Source organism: Pseudomonadota bacterium (assembly GCA_039024915.1).
Taxonomy (GTDB): Bacteria; Pseudomonadota; Alphaproteobacteria; order Rhizobiales; family MH13; genus MH13.
This window is the reverse complement of record JBCCPK010000001.1, coordinates 452694-473367: the sequence shown is the minus strand read 5'-3', so window position 1 is coordinate 473367 and position 20674 is coordinate 452694. Positions and strand designations below refer to the sequence as shown.

The following is a 20674-nucleotide window of genomic DNA, read 5'->3' as shown; positions in this document are numbered from 1 at the left end:
CGGCCTTGCTTCCGACGAACTGTTTCAAGGCTGATCCGCTGGGACGAGAAATTCCACTAGGTCTCTGAGAACCGCATCGAGCTTCTCGAGCTGCGGTAAATGGCCAGCGCCGGCTATGGTCGCAAATTCCGCCCTCGGTATCCGCTTGTGTAATGCCGTGCCCCTCTCAAGCGGTATCCATGGATCGTCCTCGCCCCACACTATCTTGACCGGGCATCGGATCTCTCCGAACAGCGGTTCGACTTCGGCAGTGAACCTCTCATCAGCCTGCGCAAACTGTCGATAAAAGCTAGGCGCTCCTTGATCGGTCAGCCATGGCGCGACGAGCGCCTCGAAGTCCTCAGGAGCCAAATCGTTGACCAATGCTCCCCTGATATAGGCTTCCACGACAGCCTTGTGGATGTGCGGTGGCAAGCCTTGGAAAGCGTCGACGTGCCGCTTCATATGCTCGAAGAAATCCGAGCCCCAGGGACGCATGGCCACCACGTTCATGAGCACGTATCTCTTGAAATCCACTCCCAGGAGCAAATGCGCCCTGAGCGTCGTCGCGCCTCCGAAGTCGTGCGCAACAACGGTTGGCGTTGATAACCCCCAATGCGTCATCATCTCGGCAAAGACTTCACCCTGAATATCAAGGGACGTGCGTTGCTTCTCAGATTTGTCCGACCTTCCATAGCCAGGCATGTCGTACCAATGCACCGTGAACGCGTTGGCCAGTTCTGGGATCACGCGATGCCACGAGTAGGAGGACCATGGCCATCCATGCGCCAAAACCAGGTCCGGTCCGTCGCCCGCGCGCCCGGCGGCGACTGATCCTGCAGACGTGCGAAAGGTTTGATCAAGCGCCCAACTAGCCATTCCGTTCCCAGTTCTCACACGCACGGTTCGCCTAAGCGGCAGGTTTTGCGGTCGCCCATAGGCCTCGCTTGCCCAGCTGTTCTTTCTTCGGCCAAGCTGTCATCCGACCCCGTTCACGCGGTGCGTTGCCTCAGCCACTTCTCAACACCCTCGCTGATCTGCCGTCGGACAAGCTCTTTCTTACTGTCGGCGGCCATCAGCACCTCTTGCGCTTTGAGAAAGTTCAGCGCGGGAAAATTGGCGATTGGCGGGGTGATAAGAATGTCTGGCGGGTGGCGTTCAAGATGCGCCTTGGTGATGGTCTGCATGCAAAGCTGTGTGGCGCCGAGAATGCTCTCCAATTGCGATGGTGGCTCGTCAACCGCATCGCCGCTGTTCTCGCCCGCCGGCTCAGGCCCGCCAATAACGTCAACCGCCACCGTCAGATCACAAGCCCCCAAGGCTCCGGTGGGTAAGGGATTGACCACGCCACCATCAACGTGGACGCGACCGTTCAGAACTGTGGGGCGAAAAACAAAGGGAATCGCAATGCTCGCTGAGACGGCCGCCTTGATGGGGCCGGCGGTGATTGTGTGCGAGCTCCAGCCATAATAGTCGGTCGTGGTAACGCTTAGCGGCGTGGTGAGTTCCTCAAAAGTGGCCTTGAGGCCCTCTGGCAGAAAGGCTGACAGCACCGCGTCCGCATCAAGCTGCATGCTCATGCCCCTGAGCGCGCCCCAATTCTTGGGGCGCATTTTCCAGACGCGCGCAGCGACTTCCCGGCTGTCGAGAAACGTGGTCATCGCGATTTCGCGCATCTGCGCGCCTGTCATCCCGGATGCTCTGCCCCAACCAATGATCGATCCGATGGACGTGCCGGCAATGCAAGAGACGGGCAGCTTCAATTCATCGATGACCTCCAGCACAACGATGTGCGCAAGACCACGCGCACCACCGCCACCCAACGCAAGCCCCAGCGTTGGAAGATCGCTTTGCGTTCGGGTTGTCGCCGTCAACGGCGTTTCAAGCACGTCGGCTAAGCTGCCCGAAGATGTTGGATGAGACTGTGAAGGGGTCATGGTCATCGCTTCGATTTTATGACACAGGGGCAAGGCATGGTGAGCACGGCATCGATCGCGGTCACCGTCCGCACTTATGTGGTCTTCTGTCGTGTCATCGCAAGCCAACTCAGACACCTCGAGCAGTGCAGCGAGCAATGATGATGCAATGCTCACGGCGTCCGATTATGCGCTCTTCGCGGTAACGTGTTTCGTATGGGGCACCAGCTGGTTGGCCTTGCGCATGCAGTTGGGTGTCGTGGCGCCAGAGGTGTCGTTGGTCTGGCGATTTGCGTTGGCCGGCGCCATAGTCTTCGTGTGGGCGGCCTACGCCGGTCAGCGTTTACGCTTTAGCGCACGTGAGCATGGCCTGTGTGCGGCTATGGGCGTCTTTCTGTTCTCTACCAACTTTCTCTTTTTCTACTACGGTGGGCTGACGATCACGGCCGGTCTCCTGGCGGTCGTTTTTTCGCTTGCATCCGTGATCAATTTCCTGATCGCGATCCTGTTTTTTGGCCAAAGACCGGAACCGCGAAGGCTGGCAGGTGCACTATTCGGCGCCTTGGGGGTCGGTTTTCTGTTCTGGCCCGAGATCGTCGGAACGACATTCAATCGCCAGGCTATCTTAGCCCTTGGCCTTTGCCTGTTGGGGACGTTGAGCTTTTGCGTGGGCAACGTGTTGTCAGCGCGAGCCCAGAAAAAGGGTCTGCCGCTTTTGGCCTCTAACGCATGGGGAATGCTCTATGGAACGCTTTGGCTTTTGGTATTGACGGTTGCCCAAGGGCATCCTTTCATCTTTGAAGCAACCAGTGCTTACGTCGGCTCCTTGATATGGCTCGCCGTGTTTTCGTCGGTGATCGCCTTTTGGAGCTATCTGAGCCTGTTGGGCCGGATCGGCGGGGCACGCGCCGCTTATGCGACCGTCATCTTTCCCATAGTCGCGCTGGCATCTTCAACTGTGTTTGAGGGCTACCAGTGGACCATATTTGCGGCCGTTGGGGTGGCATTTGCGCTGATGGGCAATTGGTTGGTCCTTGCTGGCGGCAAGCGGCAGACGGTCAACAAAGGCGGCTAGTTCAATGCCGCTTTGCCCGAAGCGAATGGGGCCGGTTCGGCGCGAGCGGGCAATGGATGGTCGGGATCACGATCTATGGGCGGTTCGAGCCTTTGCATGGTGACCCAGGCGGTGGCAGCGGCCGCGACGCCGAAGACAACTGAGCCGATTGCCTGACCGATCAAGACGCCTGCGGCCCCGCCCCAGCTGGCACCGAGCCAGACAAAGGGCAGCGTGCCGACCGTCGCCTTGCCCCAATTGAAGACCGTCGAATAGGTGGCGTAGCCGAGGTTGTTAAATGAGGCGTTGGCGACGAACAGAGCTCCGTTGAAGACAAAGCTTGCAGCAACCCATGTGCAGAAGAGGATAACAAGCGAAGCGGCATCGCCGGTCGCATCAAACATCGCGACAATCGGTTCGCGGGCGATGAACAGAATGCCCCAAACCGCCACCGTGTACAGGATGATCAGTGTCAGCGCATCTCGGAATGCGCGTTGCACGCGGTCAACCTGACCTGCGCCGTAGTTCTGACCAAGGATTGGGCCGATCGCGCCGGAAAGTGCGAAGATCGCACCGAAAGCAACGGGGATAATTCGACCGACGATTGCCCATCCGGCGACAGCGTCGTCACCGAAAGGTGCGATCGCCCGTGTGATGATTGCGTTGCCAACCGGCGTTGCGACGTTGGTCAAAATGGCCGGAATTGCGATCCCGGTTATCGCGACAAGATGCGTCCGAAAGCTGGTATGGCTCGGCCATATGGCTAGGCCATGGACGACGATCGCGCCATGTATCCCCAGGGCTAACAGAAACAGCCGCGACAGATTTGTTGAGATTGCGGCGCCCGTTACCCCAAGGTCGAAACCGAAGATGAAGATCGGGTCCATGATCGCCGCTGCGATTCCAGCGCCAAGCGTCACATACATGGCTCGTTTTGCATCACCGACCGCTCGCAGCAGGCCAGACATGGCCATGCCCAGCGCGAGCAGCGGCATAGATGGGATTACGATCTGCAGAAAACCGACCGCGACTTCAAGCGTGCGGCCTTCGGCGCCAAGGCCGCGGAGAAACGTTTCGAGAAAGATGAAACAGATGGCACTGAGCGTCGTGATGACCAACGTGATAAAAACGAGCCCGGTACCGCCTATGCTGCGCGCTCTCTCAAGATCGCCCGCTCCCAACGCCCGCGACACCAGTGCGACGATCCCGATGGTGCTGCCGATCGCGGCGGAAGTGATGAAGAACATCAGCGTGCCGGCATATCCAATGGCCGCCGCCAATTCCGTCTCACCAAGTTGGGCGATGTAAAAAAGGTTCGCAAAATCAACGATGAAGATCGCCACGAGGCCGATCGAAGCCGTGCCGGTCATGACGATCGTGTGGCGCATCGTCGAACCTGTGACGAAGCGAGGTTTTGCGTCATCGTCTTTTGAGTTCGCGGCCATCAGCTATCGGCTTTTTCGGTGGATGACGGTTCGCCTGCCAGCGGTTCATTGGTAATCGCTTCCGTCTCGGGCGACAGCGCCTCCGCATCGCCTTCGTTGCCTGACAGCGGCTCGGGAACGGGCATTGGCGCGACCGGTTCGTTGCCGGTTGCGTAAATTAGGTCCAAGCCGGCCATGATCCCGCTTTCGCGTTGCATCGCCAAACGCTCCGCGTCTCGTTCCTTGACGTCGTGAACCCGGAAATTGGCTTCCGCCTCCGGTATCCCGATGCCCATCAAGACCTGCCGCCCCATTTCGAGCGATGAATGGTAGGTTTCGCGGACGGCGGCTTGCACATCGAGCTTGAAAAGTTCCAGTGCGTGCCCGCGATCGTATGCCCGTGCGAAAACCGGAAGCTCCGGATAGGCTTCGCGCACCGCTTCGATGATGCGTGTTGTTGTCGCCCGATCATCGGTACAGACGACCAAGGCTTCGGCCCGGCCTATGCCGGCGGCGGCGAGGATATCGAGCCGGGTTCCATCACCATAGTAGATGCGGGCATTGAACCGTTTTGCTTCTCGAATCCTGTCGGGATCGGTGTCGATAACGGTCACACGTTCCCCGGCGGCAAGCACTGTCTGGGAGACGAACTGCCCAAAGCGACCAAAACCCACAATCAAGACCCGGGCGTTGGCGTCCGAGAAATCCTCGTTGATCGTCGGTTTCTCCGGAGCGGTGGTAAGTTTGTAAGAGAGTTTGACGATCACCGGCGTGAAAGCCATCGACAGCGCAACCGAGGAGGCGAGTATGCTTTGGCTTGCAGGGTCGAGCAGTCCGCCGGCGAGGGCAACGCCGAACACGACGAACCCAAATTCGCCGAATTGGCAGACATAGGCAGCTGCTTTGGCGGCACAGGCATGCGCTTCGCCCATCGCGCGCTCAACAGCGTAGGTCACGGCGAGCTTAATCAAGAGACCACCGATGGTGATGGCCAGCACCACGGCGAACTGATCGATCAAAACCTGAAGATCGATCGAAAGGCCGACAGCGAGAAAGAACAGTCCCATCAAAAGACCGCGAAACGGCTCAATATCAGCTTCAAGCTGGTGCCTGAAATCCGATTCGGACAGCATCACGCCGGCAATCAACGCCCCCAGCGCCGATGACAGGTTTGCCTCATCCATCAGGAACGCGGCACCTAGCACAATCATCAAGGCGCCCGCCGTCATGACTTCGCGGACACCCGTTTTCGCCAGCAGATGAAACAGCGGGTTGAGCGCCCACCGGCCAACCGCGACGAGAAAGACCACTGCAGCGAGAGCAACACCCGCTTCGGTGAGGCCCATCGAGCCTTCTCCACGTGGTGCAAGCAGGGAGGCCAGCGCTAGCAAAGGCACCACCGTGAGGTCCTGAAAAAGCAGAATTCCAAAACTGGCGCGGCCATGGACCGTTTCACGTTCCCGCTTCTCATCGAGGATGGAAAGCGCAATCGCGGTCGACGACAAGGCGAGAGACCAACCAATAATTAAGGCGGCAGTCCACGAAAACCCCAGCAGCATCGCCGCACCGGAGAGGAGAAGGGTGGACCCGAGCATCTGCCCGCCGCCAGAGCCGAAGATTGAGCGCCTCAAGGACCAAAGTGTCGAGGGCTTTAGCTCAAGGCCGATGATGAACAGAAACAGGACAACGCCGAACTCTGCGACGGTTGCGATGCTGTCGATGTCGGAAATGAGGCCGGTTGCCGGGCCAATGATCAATCCGGCGACCAGATAACCGAGCACTGCCCCTAGGCGGAAACGCTGAAAGATCGGGACCGCGATGACGGCTGCGCCGAGAAGAATAAGAACCACGACAAGCGGGTGCGCAGCCAGCCATGCTTCGCTCATGGGGTCAGCTCAGTGAAAGGTGGGACATGAACGTGCATGCCTATGGCTGGTGCGCTTGTTGCGCACGAAAATCAAGTGACCGGCTGCACAGGACCGGGGCTTGTTCAGACAGCGCCGTATCTTGACGGCCTAATCTTATTCCAGTGCTGCGAAACCTTCAGAGAATCCGCTGAGCTCTATCGGAATTCCAATGCCCTCATCTGGCGTTTGGAAGATGACAAACCAAGCGGTCTCGCCACCCGCCATCGTATCGATCAAACCCTGATCCATGATCATTTCGACATAACAGCCAGACGGCAGGCAGCGAGCATAGTCAGCGGTTCCAACGTCGGTGTCGTCGACCCGCAGGCCTAGGCCGCCATCAAGCAGGACCCCCAAGGGCACCGCAACGCGCAGAATATGGGCGCCTCCGTCGAGCGTCCGAACAATGGTAACGCGCAACTCGACGTTTGGCCTGTCGACCGCCGCGACGTTCTGGACGAGCGCACAAAGCTCCGTCTCCGTTCCGGTAGGTGTTTCGCATTGGATTTGCCAAGCTTCAAACTGCTGCTGAACGACCGGCTGCGCGGTTGCGTGGCTGGGTGCAAGCAGCGCACAGGCGGTGCCAGCGATCGCCAGCCACGACCGGAATTTCAACATTGACACACACGCCATCATGTTAGGGCGACCTCAAATCATTGATTCGTACACTATGGGCGCCAAACCCTAGCAATGGGTCCGCCATATGGCGATAGGTCGCCTGAAACGGCATTTTGTGCGCACAGACTGCACGTATCGCCGGTTTAAAGGGGAACATCGCCGCTACTTCGACCATCGAAGGGGGGTATCATGAGGATTTGGCGCATTTGCCACAGGCTCTCGGGCTTCCATCCCGTGCGCTCTTTGGATAGGTAGAAACATATCGGGAGGAGGGCGCGCCACAGTGTGCCCTGTTTTGGGCCCCCTGATGTTTTGTGCAGTCTATCGAACCGCGCATGAACGCTTGGGCGGCCCACGTCGTTGGAAAGTGCCCATTTTATGATCTCGACTGATAAATTTCGTCAGCCTTTCGCTAGGTTTGCAATTCTCCTGGGGACGCTGCTCGCAGTTACGCTGGGCACGATCACCAGTGCACTGGCCGCCCAGCCAACGCCTTGGGGTACCGACCTTCAAGCGGCCGCGACCACGGTGATGGCGCACATCCACTGGTTTGAGAATTTCACCCTCATCATCATCACCCTGATTGTGATCTTTGTTTTGGGGTTGATGATTTATGTTTGCTGGCGGTTCTCCGAAGGCCGGAACCCGACACCGTCGAAAACGACCCACAACACGATGATCGAAGTGGTTTGGACGGTCGTTCCGATCCTCATTCTCGTTGTCATCGCCGTGCCATCCTTTCGCCTGCTATATGAAGAGGCGGTCGTCCCGCCGGCCGATCTCACAATCAAGGCGACCGGATACCAATGGTATTGGGGTTACGAATACCCCGACCATGACGACATCGACTTTCTGCAGTTTATGTTGGACGACGAAGAGCGCTTGGCTCGGATCGAGGAGAGCGGCGGAACAGAAGCTGACTTTCCGCGACTGCTGGCCGTGGATAACGAAGTGGTTGTGCCGGTTGACACCACTGTTCGCTTGATCGTCACCGCTGCGGACGTGTTGCACGCGTTTGCTTTGCCGGCATTCGGCGTGAAGATGGACGCCGTTCCGGGCCGGCTCAACGAAACCTGGTTCCGCGCGGAGCGTGAAGGCATTTTTTATGGGCAATGCTCGGAGTTGTGCGGTACCGACCACGCATTCATGCCGCTAGCCATCCGAGTGGTGAGCCAAGAGCAGTTTGATGCGTGGGCGTCCGTTGCATCCGACGATCTGACCGAGGCCAATGAAATGCTCGCGCAACTGCTGCGTGAGGCGGACGCAACGGAAGTCGCAGCAAATTAAGCCGTCGCTCCGCGCAAGGCGGCGACCAATACACCTCTCTTGCGAGACCCGGTTTTCGCAAAACAAGGACTGAATTAAACCATGGCAAGTTACGCAGACGCATCGGCACACGATGACATCCCGCGCGGCTGGACCCGGTGGGTGTACTCCACCAATCATAAAGACATCGGGATCCTCTACCTGATCTTCGCGATTATTGCGGGGATCATAGGTGGAGCGTTGTCAATTGGCATTCGCCTCGAGCTGCAAGAGCCGGGCATGCAGATTTTCGCCGATGGCCATGGCTACAATGTTTTCGTCACCGCACACGGCCTGATCATGGTCTTTTTCGTGGTGATGCCGGCTCTCATTGGCGGCTTTGCCAACTACATGGTTCCGATCATGATCGGCGCGCCGGACATGGCGTTCCCGCGCATGAACAACATTTCGTTCTGGCTGCTGCCGCCGGCTTTGTTGCTGTTGGTCGCCTCCATGTTTGTCGAAGGGCCTCCAGGCGGTAATGGCGTCGGCGGAGGCTGGACCATTTATCCGCCGCTCTCGACCACGGGCCAGCCTGGCCCAGCGATGGATTTTGCGATTCTGTCGCTGCATGTCGCCGGTGCGTCGTCAATTCTCGGCGCCATCAACTTCATCACAACCATCTTCAACATGCGCGCGCCTGGCATGAGTCTTCACAAGATGCCGCTGTTCGCTTGGGCAATCCTCGTGACCGGCTTCCTGCTCCTGTTGGCGCTCCCGGTCCTGGCGGGCGCGATCACCATGCTTCTGACCGACCGTAACTTCGGGACCGCGTTCTTCGATCCAGCAGGTGGCGGGGACCCTATTCTATTCCAGCACCTGTTCTGGTTCTTCGGGCACCCGGAAGTCTACATCATGATCCTCCCGGCGTTCGGGATCATCAGCCACATCATCTCGACCTTCTCGCGCAAGCCGATTTTCGGTTATCTCGGCATGGCCTACGCCATGGTTGCGATCGGGGTCGTCGGTTTTGTCGTCTGGGCGCACCACATGTACACGGCTGGTCTCTCGGTTCAGACTCAGGCCTACTTCGTTGCTGCCACGATGGTGATTGCGGTTCCAACGGGAGTGAAGATTTTCTCATGGATCGCGACCATGTGGGGCGGCTCGATCCGGTTCACGACACCCATGATATGGGCGCTCGGCTTCATCTTCCTGTTCACGGTTGGCGGGGTCACAGGCGTGCAGCTCGCCAACGCCGGCCTCGACCGAGCCTTCCACGACACCTATTACGTGGTCGCGCACTTCCACTATGTGCTGTCGCTTGGAGCCGTCTTTGGGATTTTTGCCGCCTGGTACTATTGGTTCCCGAAAATGTTCGGCTACATGTATTCCGAGTTCATTGGGAAGCTGCACTTTTGGGTGACTTTTGTCGGCGTGAACCTGTTGTTCTTCCCGCAGCACTTCCTTGGCCTCAACGGGATGCCGCGGCGCTACGCTGATTACCCCGACGCTTTTGCTGGCTGGAACTACGTCTCGTCGATCGGCTCATACATCTCTGCTGTTGGCGTTTTGATCTTCCTTGTCGGCGTTTTGCACGCCTTTGCTGTCAAACGCCGCGCAGGCGATAATCCCTGGGGCGAAGGTGCGACCACCCTTGAATGGACCTTGTCGTCACCGCCCCCGTTCCACCAGTTTGAGAAGCTGCCGCGGGTCAAGTTCGATTCGCACTAGGTGGCTGTAAATCCCTGTGGTCTGCGCGTTCAAAGCGCAGGCCTAAGGCCAAAATTGATAGCTTTCCAAGCCTGCTAAACCATGAGCCTGTCTGACATTACCAACCCTGCAAAGCCTGACGCACTGGCCGTGGATGCTCTGCGCGCCGCCGGGTTATCGACGGCGTCTGCCGCAGACTTCATAAACCTTCTCAAGCCTCGCGTGATGTCGCTGGTTGTCTTGACAGCGTTGGTCGGTCTTGTGGCAGCGCCGGTTCAGCTCAACCCGTTCGTGGCTCTGACCGCCTTGATCTGCATTGCTGTTGGCGCGGGCGCGTCTGGTGCCCTGAACATGTGGTACGATGCGGATATTGATGCGGTGATGGGCCGAACCGCCAAGCGACCGGTCCCCTCAGGTGCCATCCGGCCGCGCGATGCACTGGCTTTCGGCTTGTTGCTGTCGTGTTTTTCGGTCGGAATTCTTGGCCTTCTGGTCAATTGGCAATCGGCCGCACTGCTGGCCTTCACCATCTTCTTCTATGTTGTCATCTATACGATGTGGCTGAAGCGCTCCACGCCGCAAAACATCGTCATCGGTGGTCTCGCCGGGGCGTTTCCTCCCGCCATCGGGTGGCTCGCGGCAACAGGTTCGCTGTCGCTTGAACCTGTGCTGATGGTCGCGATTATCTTCATGTGGACGCCGCCTCATTTTTGGGCGCTCGCCTTGCTGAAGGCGGACGACTATGGCCGTGCGAGCGTGCCGATGATGCCCAATGTCATGGGTGATCGGCATACCCGTGTGCAGATACTCGTCTATTCGGTTTTGCTCGCACCGCTTGGCGCCGCACCGGCTTTCCTGGGATTTACCGGGGTTATCTACGCGGTAAGTGCAGTTGTTGGCGGCCTGGCGTTCGTTTGGTTTGCCTTCAACCTTCTCAAGGCACCGGACCTGGCGACCCGCAACAGCGCAGCCGGACGGCTCTTCGGCTTCTCGATAACCTATCTTTTTGCTCTTTTCATCGTCATGCTCGTTGAAGAACTGGCCGCTGGATTGTTGGGATGGACTTTGGCAATGCCGGAAACTCTGACCATGTCGCTGGGGATGTGAGACCATGGCTCGTACCCGACCAGCCGCCCCGAAGCCCATCGCTACACAGTCCGAGCCGTTGGTGATGGGCACCGAAGAGCGGGCGCATTTCTACAAACAGCGCCGCGGGCGATCCATCGCGCTTGCTCTGGCGTTGGCCGGTGTCGTTGTTCTGTTTTACGTGGTCAGCCTGATACAGGGCCCGGCCATCCTGCAGCGTCCGATGTAAGGTAGCCTGATGTCTGCTTCCAAACCTCAAAAGACAGCATTGGCACTGGGTGTTTTCGCCGCCTCTATGGTTGGCGTCGCCTACGCAGCCGTGCCGCTCTATGAATTGTTTTGTCAGGTCACAGGGTTTGGTGGCACCACGCAGGTTGCAGACGTCGCGCCCGAAGACGTGTCTGATCGCACGATCAAGGTTCGTTTTGATGGCAATGTGGCCGCCGGTTTGAACTGGGACCTGGAGCCCGGTGAGACCGAGGTTGAGGTACAGATTGGGGCGGTGAACGAAACGGCCTACGCAGCGCATAATTGGGGGTCGTCAGAAAGCTGGGGTACGGCGACCTTTAACGTGTCGCCACCTCAGGCCGGTGCTTACTTCAACAAGATGCATTGCTTCTGCTTCGAGCTGCAGGGCCTTGAGGCCGGACAATCTATGGATATGGGCGTCGTGTTCTTTGTCGATCCTGCAATTCTCGACGATCCTGCCAACGACCGTATCGATACGATCACGCTGAGTTATACGATGTTTGAAGCTGATGCGCCCGACGGCGCAGAGCTTGCTGCTCGTAATGACGGAAACGAAACGAGCGCGCCATCCGCGCTCGAAAGGAATTAAGCTGAACACCGTCTGTTCGCCGATGCGGCACTGAAACAGACTTCGGGGGAACTGAATATGGCCTCAGGGCACGCAACAGATCACGACTATCATATTATCCCGCCAAGCCCTTGGCCGTTTGTCGGCTCCGTTTCGGCACTGGTCCTTGCGGTTGGAGCGATTGTCTGGATGCATGGTGGCGCCTGGATCTGGTTTGCGCTCGGCATGCTTGGTGTCCTGTACACAATGACGATGTGGTGGCGTGATGTGGTTCGTGAGAGCCTTGCCGGCGATCACACTCCCGTTGTCTCGCTGCATCTGCGCTACGGCATGATCCTGTTCATTGCCTCCGAGGTGATGTTCTTCGTGGCGTGGTTCTGGGCCTATTTCGATGCTGGATTTTTCCCCGGCCCAGCCGAGCAGCCCATGCGGACGGAGCTCACCGGAGGTGTCTGGCCGCCCGAGGGCATCGAGACCTTCGACCCCTGGCACCTTCCCTTGATGAACACGGTTATCCTTCTGACCTCTGGCACCACGGTCACATGGGCGCACCATGCCATGATCGAAGGCGACCGCAAGATGCTCAAGCAGATGCTGGCACTGACCGTTGGCCTCGGGGTTCTTTTCTCGGGCTTCCAGGTCTACGAGTACACCCATGCCCACTTCGACTTCTCCGGCCATATTTATGGCGCGACGTTTTTCATGGCGACAGGCTTTCACGGCTTCCATGTCTTCGTTGGCACCATCTTCCTCGCGGTCTGCCTCTTCCGGATCATGCAGGGCCAGATGAACGAGAAGAAGCATTTCGGTTTTGAGGCGGCCGCCTGGTACTGGCACTTCGTCGATGTGGTATGGCTGTTCCTGTTCGTTGCGATCTATGTTTGGGGAGCGGGCGCCGTTCACTAAGGCGCGCGAACGATCCCCTCCCAGAAACGCGGGCGGCTTCGGTCGCCCGTTTGCTTTTCAAGGCGTGTCTGCATGAGCCGAACCCTGACCGCTTCCCCTTTGTCCGCAGGATTGCGTGGCCGATGCCCTCGATGTGGCCAAGGCAAACTGTTCGATGGTTTCCTCAAAGTGCGTTCGCGCTGCGACGTGTGTGAGCTCGATTACGGCTTTGCCGACTCGGGCGATGGGCCCGCCGTTTTCATCACCTTCTTTTCAGGCGCGATCGCAGTGGGTTTTGCCCTGTGGCTGGAGCTTGCCTATCAACCGCCTTACTGGGTCCACGCGCTGCTGTCCTTGCCGATTATTCTGATCACCGCCATCGGGCCGCTGCGGCCCCTTAAGGGGTGGATGATCGCGCGGCAATATCAGATGAGCGCAACCGAGGTCCGCAACGATGAGGTGGCGCGCCGATGAAGCGCTTGCTGACGGCTGTGCTGATCCTTGGGGCGCTGGTCACCTTGCTTGGCTTAGGGACGTGGCAAGTACAGCGGCTGGCGTGGAAACAGGATTTGATTGCGCGAGCTGAGAGCAGGCCGGACCTTCCAGCCATGCCGATCGCCGAGTTGCTTGCTGAGGCTGGGTTTGAAGCTACCGCAACGGGCCCAACGTTTCCTGCCGACTTCGGCGATCAGAACGCCTACCGGCGAGTGATCCTGCAGGGCCATTTTGTTGGCGATCCAGTGCGTGTCTTCACCACCCTGTCAGCTTCGATTGGTGACTATGAGGGCCCCGGTTTCTGGCTTATGCACGCTTTCGAAGGCGATTTTGAAGTTGGCTTCGCCGACTCCGACATCGTTTTTGTGAATCGGGGGTTTGTCCCCTTTGAGCTACCGCCGGGCGTCACCGTTCGGGAAGCGCCAACTGGCGAAGTTCAGTTTGAGGGTCTGATCAGGCCCGACGACACTGTCGGAGCTTTTACACCCGACCCGGACTATGAAGGCCGACTGATTTACCGCCGCTCGGTGTCACAGCTTTTGCAAGCTACGGGCATTCCGGCTGCTTTGCCCATCACAATCGATATGCCCGCTTCTGCAATTGGCGGTCTGCCTCAGGCTGGCGAAACGAAGTTCACCTTCTCAAACCGGCATCTCGAATACGCCATCACCTGGTACGGTCTGGCAGCGTGCCTCGTCGGTGTCGTCGGCGTCGCATGGTGGCGACGCAGGCCCGACGCCGAGGGCAATTCAGAGTAGATCCAGGCGCTTTGAAACGGCGTCTGCGCTTTCGCGATAATCGGCGAAGCCCATCTTGCTGTAATAGGCGAGCCCACCGGTATTCTCGCGCCGAATGGTGGCATCAATCGTTGTCACGCCAGCGGCTTGCGCGGCCTGCCTGGTCTCGCGGAACAGCAGGCGCCCAATGCCTCGGCCGTGGGCGCATTGGGCAACGTAGGTGGCGATCACGGCCCAATCATCGGGAAGCGCGTCCTCTCCTGTCCAGTTCGGGTCGCACCACTCAACCGATTGAAAACCTAATAGGTTTGATCCTTCCGACGCCACCGTACAAGCAATGCTAAGCGGGGCCTCAACGTATAGCGAGACCATTTGGTCTATCGTGAAAGGTTCGCGATGGGCGGTTGTCCCACCTGTTACGATGATGGCGTTGAGAAGCGCGCACATGCTGTGTGCATCGGAACGGCGCGCGGGACGGGTAACAAGCTTCATGGTTTTGGAATGCTCCGGAGGTAACGCCCCGCCGACGCGCAGCGCTACCTCTCAAGGGAGCAAGAAGCCTAGTCGCGGGACGGAATGTTCCGACCTTTCTGCACGGCTGGCCGGGCCAAGAAGCGGTCGAGGTAAGCGGTTACGTTGGTGAAACCCGCCCAACCAACCAGCTCTTTGGCGCCGTAGAATTCAAGCGCCGCCAGCCAGGGCGCGATGGCGATATCGGCGACCGAAAAATCGCCGGCGACCCATTCACGACCGTCAAGATGGCCATCGAGTACACCAAGGAGCCGCTTGCCTTCGTCCACATACCGCTCCCGCGGGCGCGGGTCTTCAATCTGTGCCCCGGCAAACTTCACAAAAAAGCCCATCTGGCCGAACATCGGCCCAAGCCCGCCCATCTGCCACATAAGCCACTGTGTGACGTGCGCCCGCTCATGCGCGTTGGCGCCGCCCAGCTTGCCTGTCTTGTCGGCGAGATAAAGCAGAATCGCGCCGCTTTCGAAAAGGCCGATCGGCTCACCGTTCGGCCCGTTCGGGTCGATGATGGCGGGGATCTTGTTGTTGGGGTTAAGAGACAGAAACGCGTCGCTTTTCACGTCTTCGTCGGCGAGCGTCACCTTGTGCGGCTCATAGGGCAGTCCGAGCTCTTCCAGCGCGATGGAAGCCTTGACGCCGTTCGGCGTTGGGAAGGAGTAAAGCTGGATGACTGAAGGGTCCTTAGGCGCCCAGCGTTTTGTGATCGGAAAAGCGGATAGGTCGGTCATCGAAAATGGTCTTTTCTGTTTGAGAGTTCGAACGCATCGGCGGGTCTCCGCTGATGGGCTCGCTTTGGGAGGTTGCGTTCGACATAAGCACTCTTCTTCCGCTTACCAACGCAGCCTCCCAACATTGTGATAGCTGAGGCGTGAAACCGGTTACGCGCGCTCTGCTGCGGGTAGAAGCGCAGTCACGGTTTCGAGCGTATCGGCTTCGTGCGGTGGCTTGTCCCATCGCAGTTTTGAGATGCGCGGGAAGCGCATGGCAATTCCGCTCTTGTGCCGCGTTGAGCGCTGCAAGCCTTCAAACGCGACTTCGAGAACGAGGCCGGCATCCTTGCCATGAACCACCTCGCGAACTGGACCGAAGCGGTTGGTCGTATGCTTACGGACAAAATTGTCGATCTGTTTCAGTTCCTCGTCGGTGAAGCCGAAATAGGCCTTGCCGACTGGCACCAGCGCGCCCTCATCCGTCCAGACCCCGAACGTGTAGTCAGAGTATAGGCTTGAGCGTTTGCCATGCCCCCGCTGCGCATACATCAGAACCGCGTCTATCAACATCGGATCACGCTTCCATTTCCACCACGGGCCCTTCGGCCGCCCGGGAACGTATGCGGAATCTGCACGCTTGATCATAACGCCTTCGACCGCATCGGCATCAGCGCCGGCACCATGAGAGGCAGGGTCGGCGCGCGCTTCCGCCAGTTGATCCCATTCGCCAAACGCCACCATCGACGATAGATCGAGGCGCGGATTAGCATGATCTGCGACGAGCGCTTCAAGCCGTGCCCGCCTCTCGGCAAAGGGCAGGGGGCGGAGGTCGTCGTCGCCTAACCGCAGCAGATCGTATGCGCGGATGGCGGCGGGATGGCTGGCGAGCAGTTTCTTGGAAACAGTCTTTCGGTTGAGGCGCTGTTGGAGCGTGTTGAAGGTCTGCACGCGCCCGTCGATGATCACCAATAGTTCGCCATCGAGGGTGCAATCACCTGGAAGTGCACCGATCAGGTCGGGAAAGGCTCCGGAAATATCGTCGCCGGTACGTGAGTAGAGCCGCGCCACAGGACGTCCATCTTTCGCGGTGCCAGTGGCAGCTTGCACGCGGATGCCATCCCACTTCCACTCGGCCGTGAACAGTGATGCATCGAGCGTCTCGAACGTTTTGTCTTCTACAGGGTGTGCAAGCATGGCTGGGGCAAACGGTGCTGGATCATCGTTTTCTGGCCGACCGGCTGTCCCCTCGGCCCATGCGAAAAGGCTCACATAGGGTGGTTTGAGGCCATGCCAGACTTCCTCAATGGCGTCGGGCTCCAGATCACCGAGCCCTGCCACGGCGGTCTTCGCGAGCCGGGCAGATACGCCCACGCGCAGCCCACCGGTGATCAGCTTCAGCAGTGCCCAGCGGCCCGTCTCATCGAGTGTATCCAGCCAGCGAGCGATAAGGGCCGGCATCTGCGCCTTGCCAACTGTATCCAGAGCCTCGACCACGTCGCCGAGCGACGGTGGCGGCTCGTTCGTGCCGTGGTGCGTCGGCCAGATAAGCGCCACCGTTTCCGACATGTCTCCAACGTAATCGTAAGACAGCCCGAACAGAACCGGGTCGGTGCGCTCCTCGACCAGCCCGCGAATAAGCGCCGGTTTAGCGTTCTTGAAGTCGAGTCCACCTGTGATCGCAGCAAGGGCAATGCCACGCTCAGGGTCCGGCGTCCTTTGAAAATAGTCGATCATAAGGCGCAGCTTTCCATTGCGCCTTGGCTCATAGGCAAGCCTATCCAGGAGGGCAGCAAAAGCCCTCATGCAGCGGCCTCCACCTGCTCCTCATCATCGTCGCCATAGCCGATCATGTTGAGCGGGCGCGCGGCGATGCCTTGGGTGCCGCACCAGTGCACGAGCGCGTCCTCCTGTCCATGTGTGACCCAGATCTCTGATGCCCCGGTGTCTATGATTGTGCGGCAAAGATCATCCCAGTCAGCATGATCCGACATGACAAGCGGAAGTTCGACGCCACGCTGGCGCGCCCGAGCGCGAACCCGCATCCACCCTGACGCAAAACAGGTCATGGCATCACCAAACTTTCGCGACCAGCGATCTGCCATCGCACCTGGCGGGCAAACAACGATCTGTCCTGCAACCTCCTTACCCTTGAGGCCGGCCACCGGGCGCAGCTCACCCAAGTCGATGCCTTGCGCCTGGTAAAAGTTGCAGAGCTTCTCCATCGCTCCATGCAAGTAGATTGGCGCGTCGTAGCCAGCGGCTCGGACTTCGGCGATGACCCGCTGCGCTTTCCCCAAAGCATAAGCGCCAACAAGATGTGGCCTGTCGGGAAATAACTCGAGGGATCGGAGCAGCTTCGCAACCTCATCAGCACCGGCAGGATGGCGAAACACCGGCAGTCCAAACGTAGCCTCTGTGATGAACGTGTCGCAGGGTACCACCTCAAAGGGCGTCACCGTTGGGTCGGCGTGGCGCTTGTAGTCGCCCGAGGCGACCAATCTGTGCCCGGCATGTTCGATGCAGATCTGAGCCGAGCCGAGTACATGACCCGCTGGATGAAAGCTCACCCGAGTGTCGCCGATCGATACCGCGTCGCCCAGCTCCGCCGACTGCGTTTGGCCTGCAAAATTGGCGCCGTACCGGATGGCCATAATTATCAGTGTTTCGGAGGTTGCCAAAACAGAGCCGTGGCCGGGACGCGCGTGGTCGGCGTGGCCGTGCGTGATGAGTGCCCGATCGACCGGGGTAACCGGGTCGATGAAGAAATCACCTGGGATGCAATAAAGCCCCTCGGGGCGGATCGTCATGAACTCGTCAGCACGCATGCCCAACCATGTGGAGCGAGACGGGGAGATTCAAAGAGTGTAGCCTTATTCTGCTGGGTTGGCCGCCTGGGTACCCACACCGCCTTCCGGGCTCGCCAGCGCCGCGCGCTCGAAGGCGCTGAGGCGTTTGTAAACACTCATCAGTTCGATGATCGTCGTCCATGAGTTCACCAGATACTGGAACGAGTTCTCCACCCGGCCGAAGGCGCGCATAATTTGCTGCATGGTGCCAAGTGTGATTGTGCCCGCAATGATCGTCGGTCCCAGCGCGATGAAGGGGATGAGATTGCCGATCTGCAGATAAAAGATCCGCACCACGTTGAAGTAGAGGTAGTGGAAGTAGAGCCGGAAATAGTTTTTGCGTACATCGGCAAATAGCTCAACGAGCGATTGCGGCTGCGCGCGCTCGACATAGTCCTCGCCGTAAACAAGTTCCTTGCGGTAGGCCGCCTCCACCTTCTGATTATTGAACTCCAGGCCCGGCAGCTTGATGCCGACGGCGGCCAGCAGCACCGTGCCGATGATCGACCAGATGATCGCGACAAATACCAATCCTTGGCTGACTTCGCCGATGATCGGTAGTTCGGTGACTGCCGCCGAAAGGCCCCACAAAAGGGGCAGAAACGCGATCAGCGTCATCACCGAGTCGAGGAGGGCCACACCGAGACTCTCGGTGATGGATGCGAACCGCATCGTGTCTTCCTGAACGCGCTGCGATGCGCCCTCGATGTGCCGCACGCGCTTCCACATTCCGGTGTAGTAATTGTTCATCGCTGTGCGCCAGCGAAACACGTAGTGACTGACAAAGAAGCGGAACATCACCGCGACAAAGACGTAGACAAGTGCGATTTGAAGGAATGTGGCGATGCCGAGATAGTAGTCCCGGCCATCGATGGAGCCTGGTTCAGACAGGGCCTGCTGGATCAGATCGTAAAATGTCCCGAACCACTCGTTGATCATCACATCGAGTTGGACGAGAAACCAGTTGGTGAAAAAGATCAGCGCCGAACCAGCAACCGACCAAAGCTGCCAAGGATGGGGCGCGTACCACATCCAGAAGCCGACAAACAGCGCGATAGCGGTCAGCATGTATTGGTAGAACCAGAAGGTTTCCGGGCTCGTCCAACTCTCCGCGGCCGCAGCGGGCTCGCCCGTCTGAGCGTCAGCAGTGTCCCCAGTGGCCGGTACATCGGGCGCAATACCGTCCGGTATCGCTTGCATCGTTTCAACGCCGAATAAGGGGCCAAACGACAGAAACTGCATGTTTTGTCCAGCGGCGTACCAGAAGATCACCATCGCCAGAGCGTAGATGGCGAACGAGGAGAAGAAGACCTTCGGCTTTGGGAAGAACGAATGAAACACGGGCAGCCCTCTGACTGTGTGGAGGCAGTGTGGAAGTATCAGTCGGCAGAGAACGCCGCGCGACCTGTGGCGAGCGCATGATCGAGGTAGTCTATACGATCCTGACCCCAGAATGGTTCGCCATCAAGAACATAGACGGGCGCGCCAACTGCGCCAGCGGTGATGGCCATCTCGGTATTGGTTGCAATCTCGGCGACAATTGCGTCGCTTTGGGCCGCGGCGAGTGTTGCATCGACGGGATGCCCGGCCTGCTCCAGTAGCGGCGAAATCGTCGCCGGATCTGAGATATCGTGATCATGAACCCAGCAGGCTTGGAACGCTGAAAACATGAAGGCTGACGGGTCACCACCTTCCCGCGCGATGGCAGCCACCGCGCCGTTTGCCAGCGATGGATTCGTCGGCCAGTGCTTGGGGCGCAAGGTCAATGGCAAATCACGATAATGCGCAATGCGCTGCAGCTCGATCAATCGGTAGGCTTGCCGTGGAGCCGGGCGCTCAGGGACGGGAACAGCACCTGAGGTCTTGAAAACATCGAACAGGTTGAAGGGACGGTAAGCAATAGCCGATCCGTGGGTCCGGACGACCTCCATCAACGCTTGATGACCCAGATAGGAGAAAGGTGAGATCAGGGTGAAGTAGTAATCAATTTGGGTCGCCATCATCTTTGCCCAGGAACAAACTGCCGGATCGGATCGTCGGTATTTGCCTTCTTAGCGCGAAAGAAGAGAAACGCCTTGAACCGAGTTAGAGCTTTCGCTGTCTATAGACAACGGAACTCTCGGCAATTTGAACCTGCGTGACCGCCGGAGGTGACGCCGACGGTATCCCTGAGGGCTAAGCCGCTTCGTTCTCTTGTTTGGCCTTCAACATGCCCGTTACCACTTCAACGGTCCGCTGCAGTTCGCCGATCGCTCTCTCGATTTCCTGCTTTTGGTTCTCCAGGACATTAATCTGCCCAAGGAAGCGATCGCGGGCTGTGATGAGTTGTCCAGCTTGGCCGTCCTTGAGATCGTACAGATCGAGCATCTCTCCGATCTCATGAAGCGAAAACCCAACCTTCTTGCCCATTACGATCAGTTTCAGCCGAGCCCGGTCACGTCGCGAATAAATGCGCTGCATTCCAACGCGCCGCGGGCGGAGCAGGCCTCTGTCTTCGTAAAAGCGCAAGGTGCGCAAGGTCAGATCAAACTCACGCGCTAGTTCGCCGATGGCGTATTCGGTCTCAACGGGTCCGGCTTCGACTGACGGCATGGGTTCCAAAGGTCTCATTGCGAATTCCTTCTGGCTAATGGTTGCGGCTCAGCCTGTCCAGCCAGCCGTGGGTTCAGCTTAGGAGCCGACGCAGCGGCACGGGATTTGCCTCCGGTCCG

21 protein-coding genes are annotated in these 20674 nt (G+C 58.7%); 9 read left to right on the top strand and 12 right to left on the bottom strand.

All coding sequences use genetic code 11. From position 1 onward, the window contains the following. Positions 1-24: 24 nt before the first annotated feature. On the bottom strand, positions 25-858 hold the full coding sequence (locus tag AAF739_02250) for an alpha/beta hydrolase (protein ID MEM6381469.1): 834 nt from the start codon (positions 856-858) through the stop codon (positions 25-27). A 113-nt stretch (positions 859-971) separates the two neighbouring features. Next, entirely contained in the window at positions 972-1916 is a 945-nt protein-coding gene (locus tag AAF739_02245; GenBank protein ID MEM6381468.1) for a patatin-like phospholipase family protein, read from the bottom strand. 148 nt (positions 1917-2064) lie between these two features. Between AAF739_02245 and AAF739_02240 the strand changes: the two genes are divergently transcribed. Beyond that, the gene (locus AAF739_02240; GenBank protein MEM6381467.1) at positions 2065-2970 is read left to right on the top strand and encodes a DMT family transporter; all 906 of its coding nucleotides are present in this window, start codon (positions 2065-2067) and stop codon (positions 2968-2970) included. Here the strand turns inward: AAF739_02240 and AAF739_02235 are convergent. The 3 genes from AAF739_02235 to AAF739_02225 all read right to left on the bottom strand — a co-directional run bounded on the left by AAF739_02235 (position 2967) and on the right by AAF739_02225 (position 6898). Further along, positions 2967-4394 (bottom strand): MATE family efflux transporter, encoded by a 1428-nt coding sequence (locus AAF739_02235; protein MEM6381466.1) that lies wholly within the window; start codon positions 4392-4394, stop codon positions 2967-2969. The two genes, AAF739_02240 and AAF739_02235, sit on opposite strands and share 4 nt — an antisense overlap. Continuing rightward, positions 4394-6259: a monovalent cation:proton antiporter-2 (CPA2) family protein gene (locus AAF739_02230; GenBank protein MEM6381465.1), complete on the bottom strand. Its 1866-nt coding sequence runs from the start codon at positions 6257-6259 to the stop codon at positions 4394-4396. The genes AAF739_02235 and AAF739_02230 overlap by 1 nt, the downstream gene beginning before the upstream one ends. A 135-nt stretch (positions 6260-6394) precedes the next feature. After that, the gene (locus AAF739_02225; protein MEM6381464.1) at positions 6395-6898 is read right to left on the bottom strand and encodes an invasion associated locus B family protein; all 504 of its coding nucleotides are present in this window, start codon (positions 6896-6898) and stop codon (positions 6395-6397) included. A gap of 378 nt (positions 6899-7276) precedes the next feature. Between AAF739_02225 and coxB the strand changes: the two genes are divergently transcribed. From coxB to AAF739_02185, 8 genes are all read left to right on the top strand, one after another. Next, positions 7277-8185 (top strand): cytochrome c oxidase subunit II, encoded by a 909-nt coding sequence (coxB, locus tag AAF739_02220; GenBank protein MEM6381463.1) that lies wholly within the window; start codon positions 7277-7279, stop codon positions 8183-8185. Between the two features lie 81 nt (positions 8186-8266). Continuing rightward, complete coding sequence (gene ctaD, locus AAF739_02215; protein ID MEM6381462.1) at positions 8267-9877, top strand: cytochrome c oxidase subunit I; 1611 nt, start codon at positions 8267-8269, stop codon at positions 9875-9877. Positions 9878-9958: 81 nt separating this feature from the next. Continuing rightward, entirely contained in the window at positions 9959-10963 is a 1005-nt protein-coding gene (cyoE, locus tag AAF739_02210; GenBank protein ID MEM6381461.1) for a heme o synthase, read from the top strand. A 64-nt stretch (positions 10964-11027) separates the two neighbouring features. After that, on the top strand, positions 11028-11171 hold the full coding sequence (locus AAF739_02205) for a CoxF protein (GenBank protein MEM6381460.1): 144 nt from the start codon (positions 11028-11030) through the stop codon (positions 11169-11171). Between the two features lie 9 nt (positions 11172-11180). Then, positions 11181-11780 (top strand): cytochrome c oxidase assembly protein, encoded by a 600-nt coding sequence (locus tag AAF739_02200; GenBank protein MEM6381459.1) that lies wholly within the window; start codon positions 11181-11183, stop codon positions 11778-11780. A gap of 57 nt (positions 11781-11837) precedes the next feature. Then, positions 11838-12665, top strand: a complete 828-nt coding sequence (locus AAF739_02195) for a cytochrome c oxidase subunit 3 (GenBank protein MEM6381458.1) — start codon at positions 11838-11840, stop codon at positions 12663-12665. Between the two features lie 72 nt (positions 12666-12737). Then, positions 12738-13118 (top strand): DUF983 domain-containing protein, encoded by a 381-nt coding sequence (locus AAF739_02190; protein ID MEM6381457.1) that lies wholly within the window; start codon positions 12738-12740, stop codon positions 13116-13118. Then, on the top strand, positions 13115-13897 hold the full coding sequence (locus AAF739_02185) for an SURF1 family cytochrome oxidase biogenesis protein (protein ID MEM6381456.1): 783 nt from the start codon (positions 13115-13117) through the stop codon (positions 13895-13897). Before AAF739_02190 ends, AAF739_02185 begins: the two co-directional genes overlap by 4 nt. On the opposite strand, the gene AAF739_02180 is transcribed toward AAF739_02185, so the two are convergent. From AAF739_02180 to AAF739_02150, 7 genes are all read right to left on the bottom strand, one after another. Continuing rightward, positions 13889-14368 carry a GNAT family N-acetyltransferase gene (locus AAF739_02180; GenBank protein ID MEM6381455.1) on the bottom strand — a complete coding sequence of 160 codons (480 nt, stop codon included), beginning with the start codon at positions 14366-14368 and terminating at the stop codon, positions 13889-13891. The genes AAF739_02185 and AAF739_02180 overlap by 9 nt on opposite strands. Before the next feature lie 68 nt (positions 14369-14436). After that, positions 14437-15135, bottom strand: a complete 699-nt coding sequence (locus tag AAF739_02175) for a glutathione S-transferase N-terminal domain-containing protein (protein ID MEM6381454.1) — start codon at positions 15133-15135, stop codon at positions 14437-14439. 150 nt (positions 15136-15285) lie between these two features. Further along, a complete protein-coding gene (locus AAF739_02170; protein ID MEM6381453.1) occupies positions 15286-16920 on the bottom strand; it encodes a cisplatin damage response ATP-dependent DNA ligase in 1635 nt (544 codons plus the stop codon). Continuing rightward, positions 16917-17942 (bottom strand): ligase-associated DNA damage response exonuclease, encoded by a 1026-nt coding sequence (locus AAF739_02165; GenBank protein MEM6381452.1) that lies wholly within the window; start codon positions 17940-17942, stop codon positions 16917-16919. The genes AAF739_02170 and AAF739_02165 overlap by 4 nt, the downstream gene beginning before the upstream one ends. A 45-nt stretch (positions 17943-17987) precedes the next feature. Continuing rightward, complete coding sequence (gene sbmA / locus AAF739_02160) at positions 17988-19304, bottom strand: peptide antibiotic transporter SbmA (GenBank protein ID MEM6381451.1); 1317 nt, start codon at positions 19302-19304, stop codon at positions 17988-17990. A gap of 38 nt (positions 19305-19342) precedes the next feature. Continuing rightward, positions 19343-19966 (bottom strand): 2-hydroxychromene-2-carboxylate isomerase, encoded by a 624-nt coding sequence (locus tag AAF739_02155; GenBank protein ID MEM6381450.1) that lies wholly within the window; start codon positions 19964-19966, stop codon positions 19343-19345. Positions 19967-20138: 172 nt separating this feature from the next. Next, the gene (locus AAF739_02150) at positions 20139-20573 is read right to left on the bottom strand and encodes a MerR family DNA-binding transcriptional regulator (GenBank protein ID MEM6381449.1); all 435 of its coding nucleotides are present in this window, start codon (positions 20571-20573) and stop codon (positions 20139-20141) included. Positions 20574-20674 lie beyond the last annotated feature (101 nt).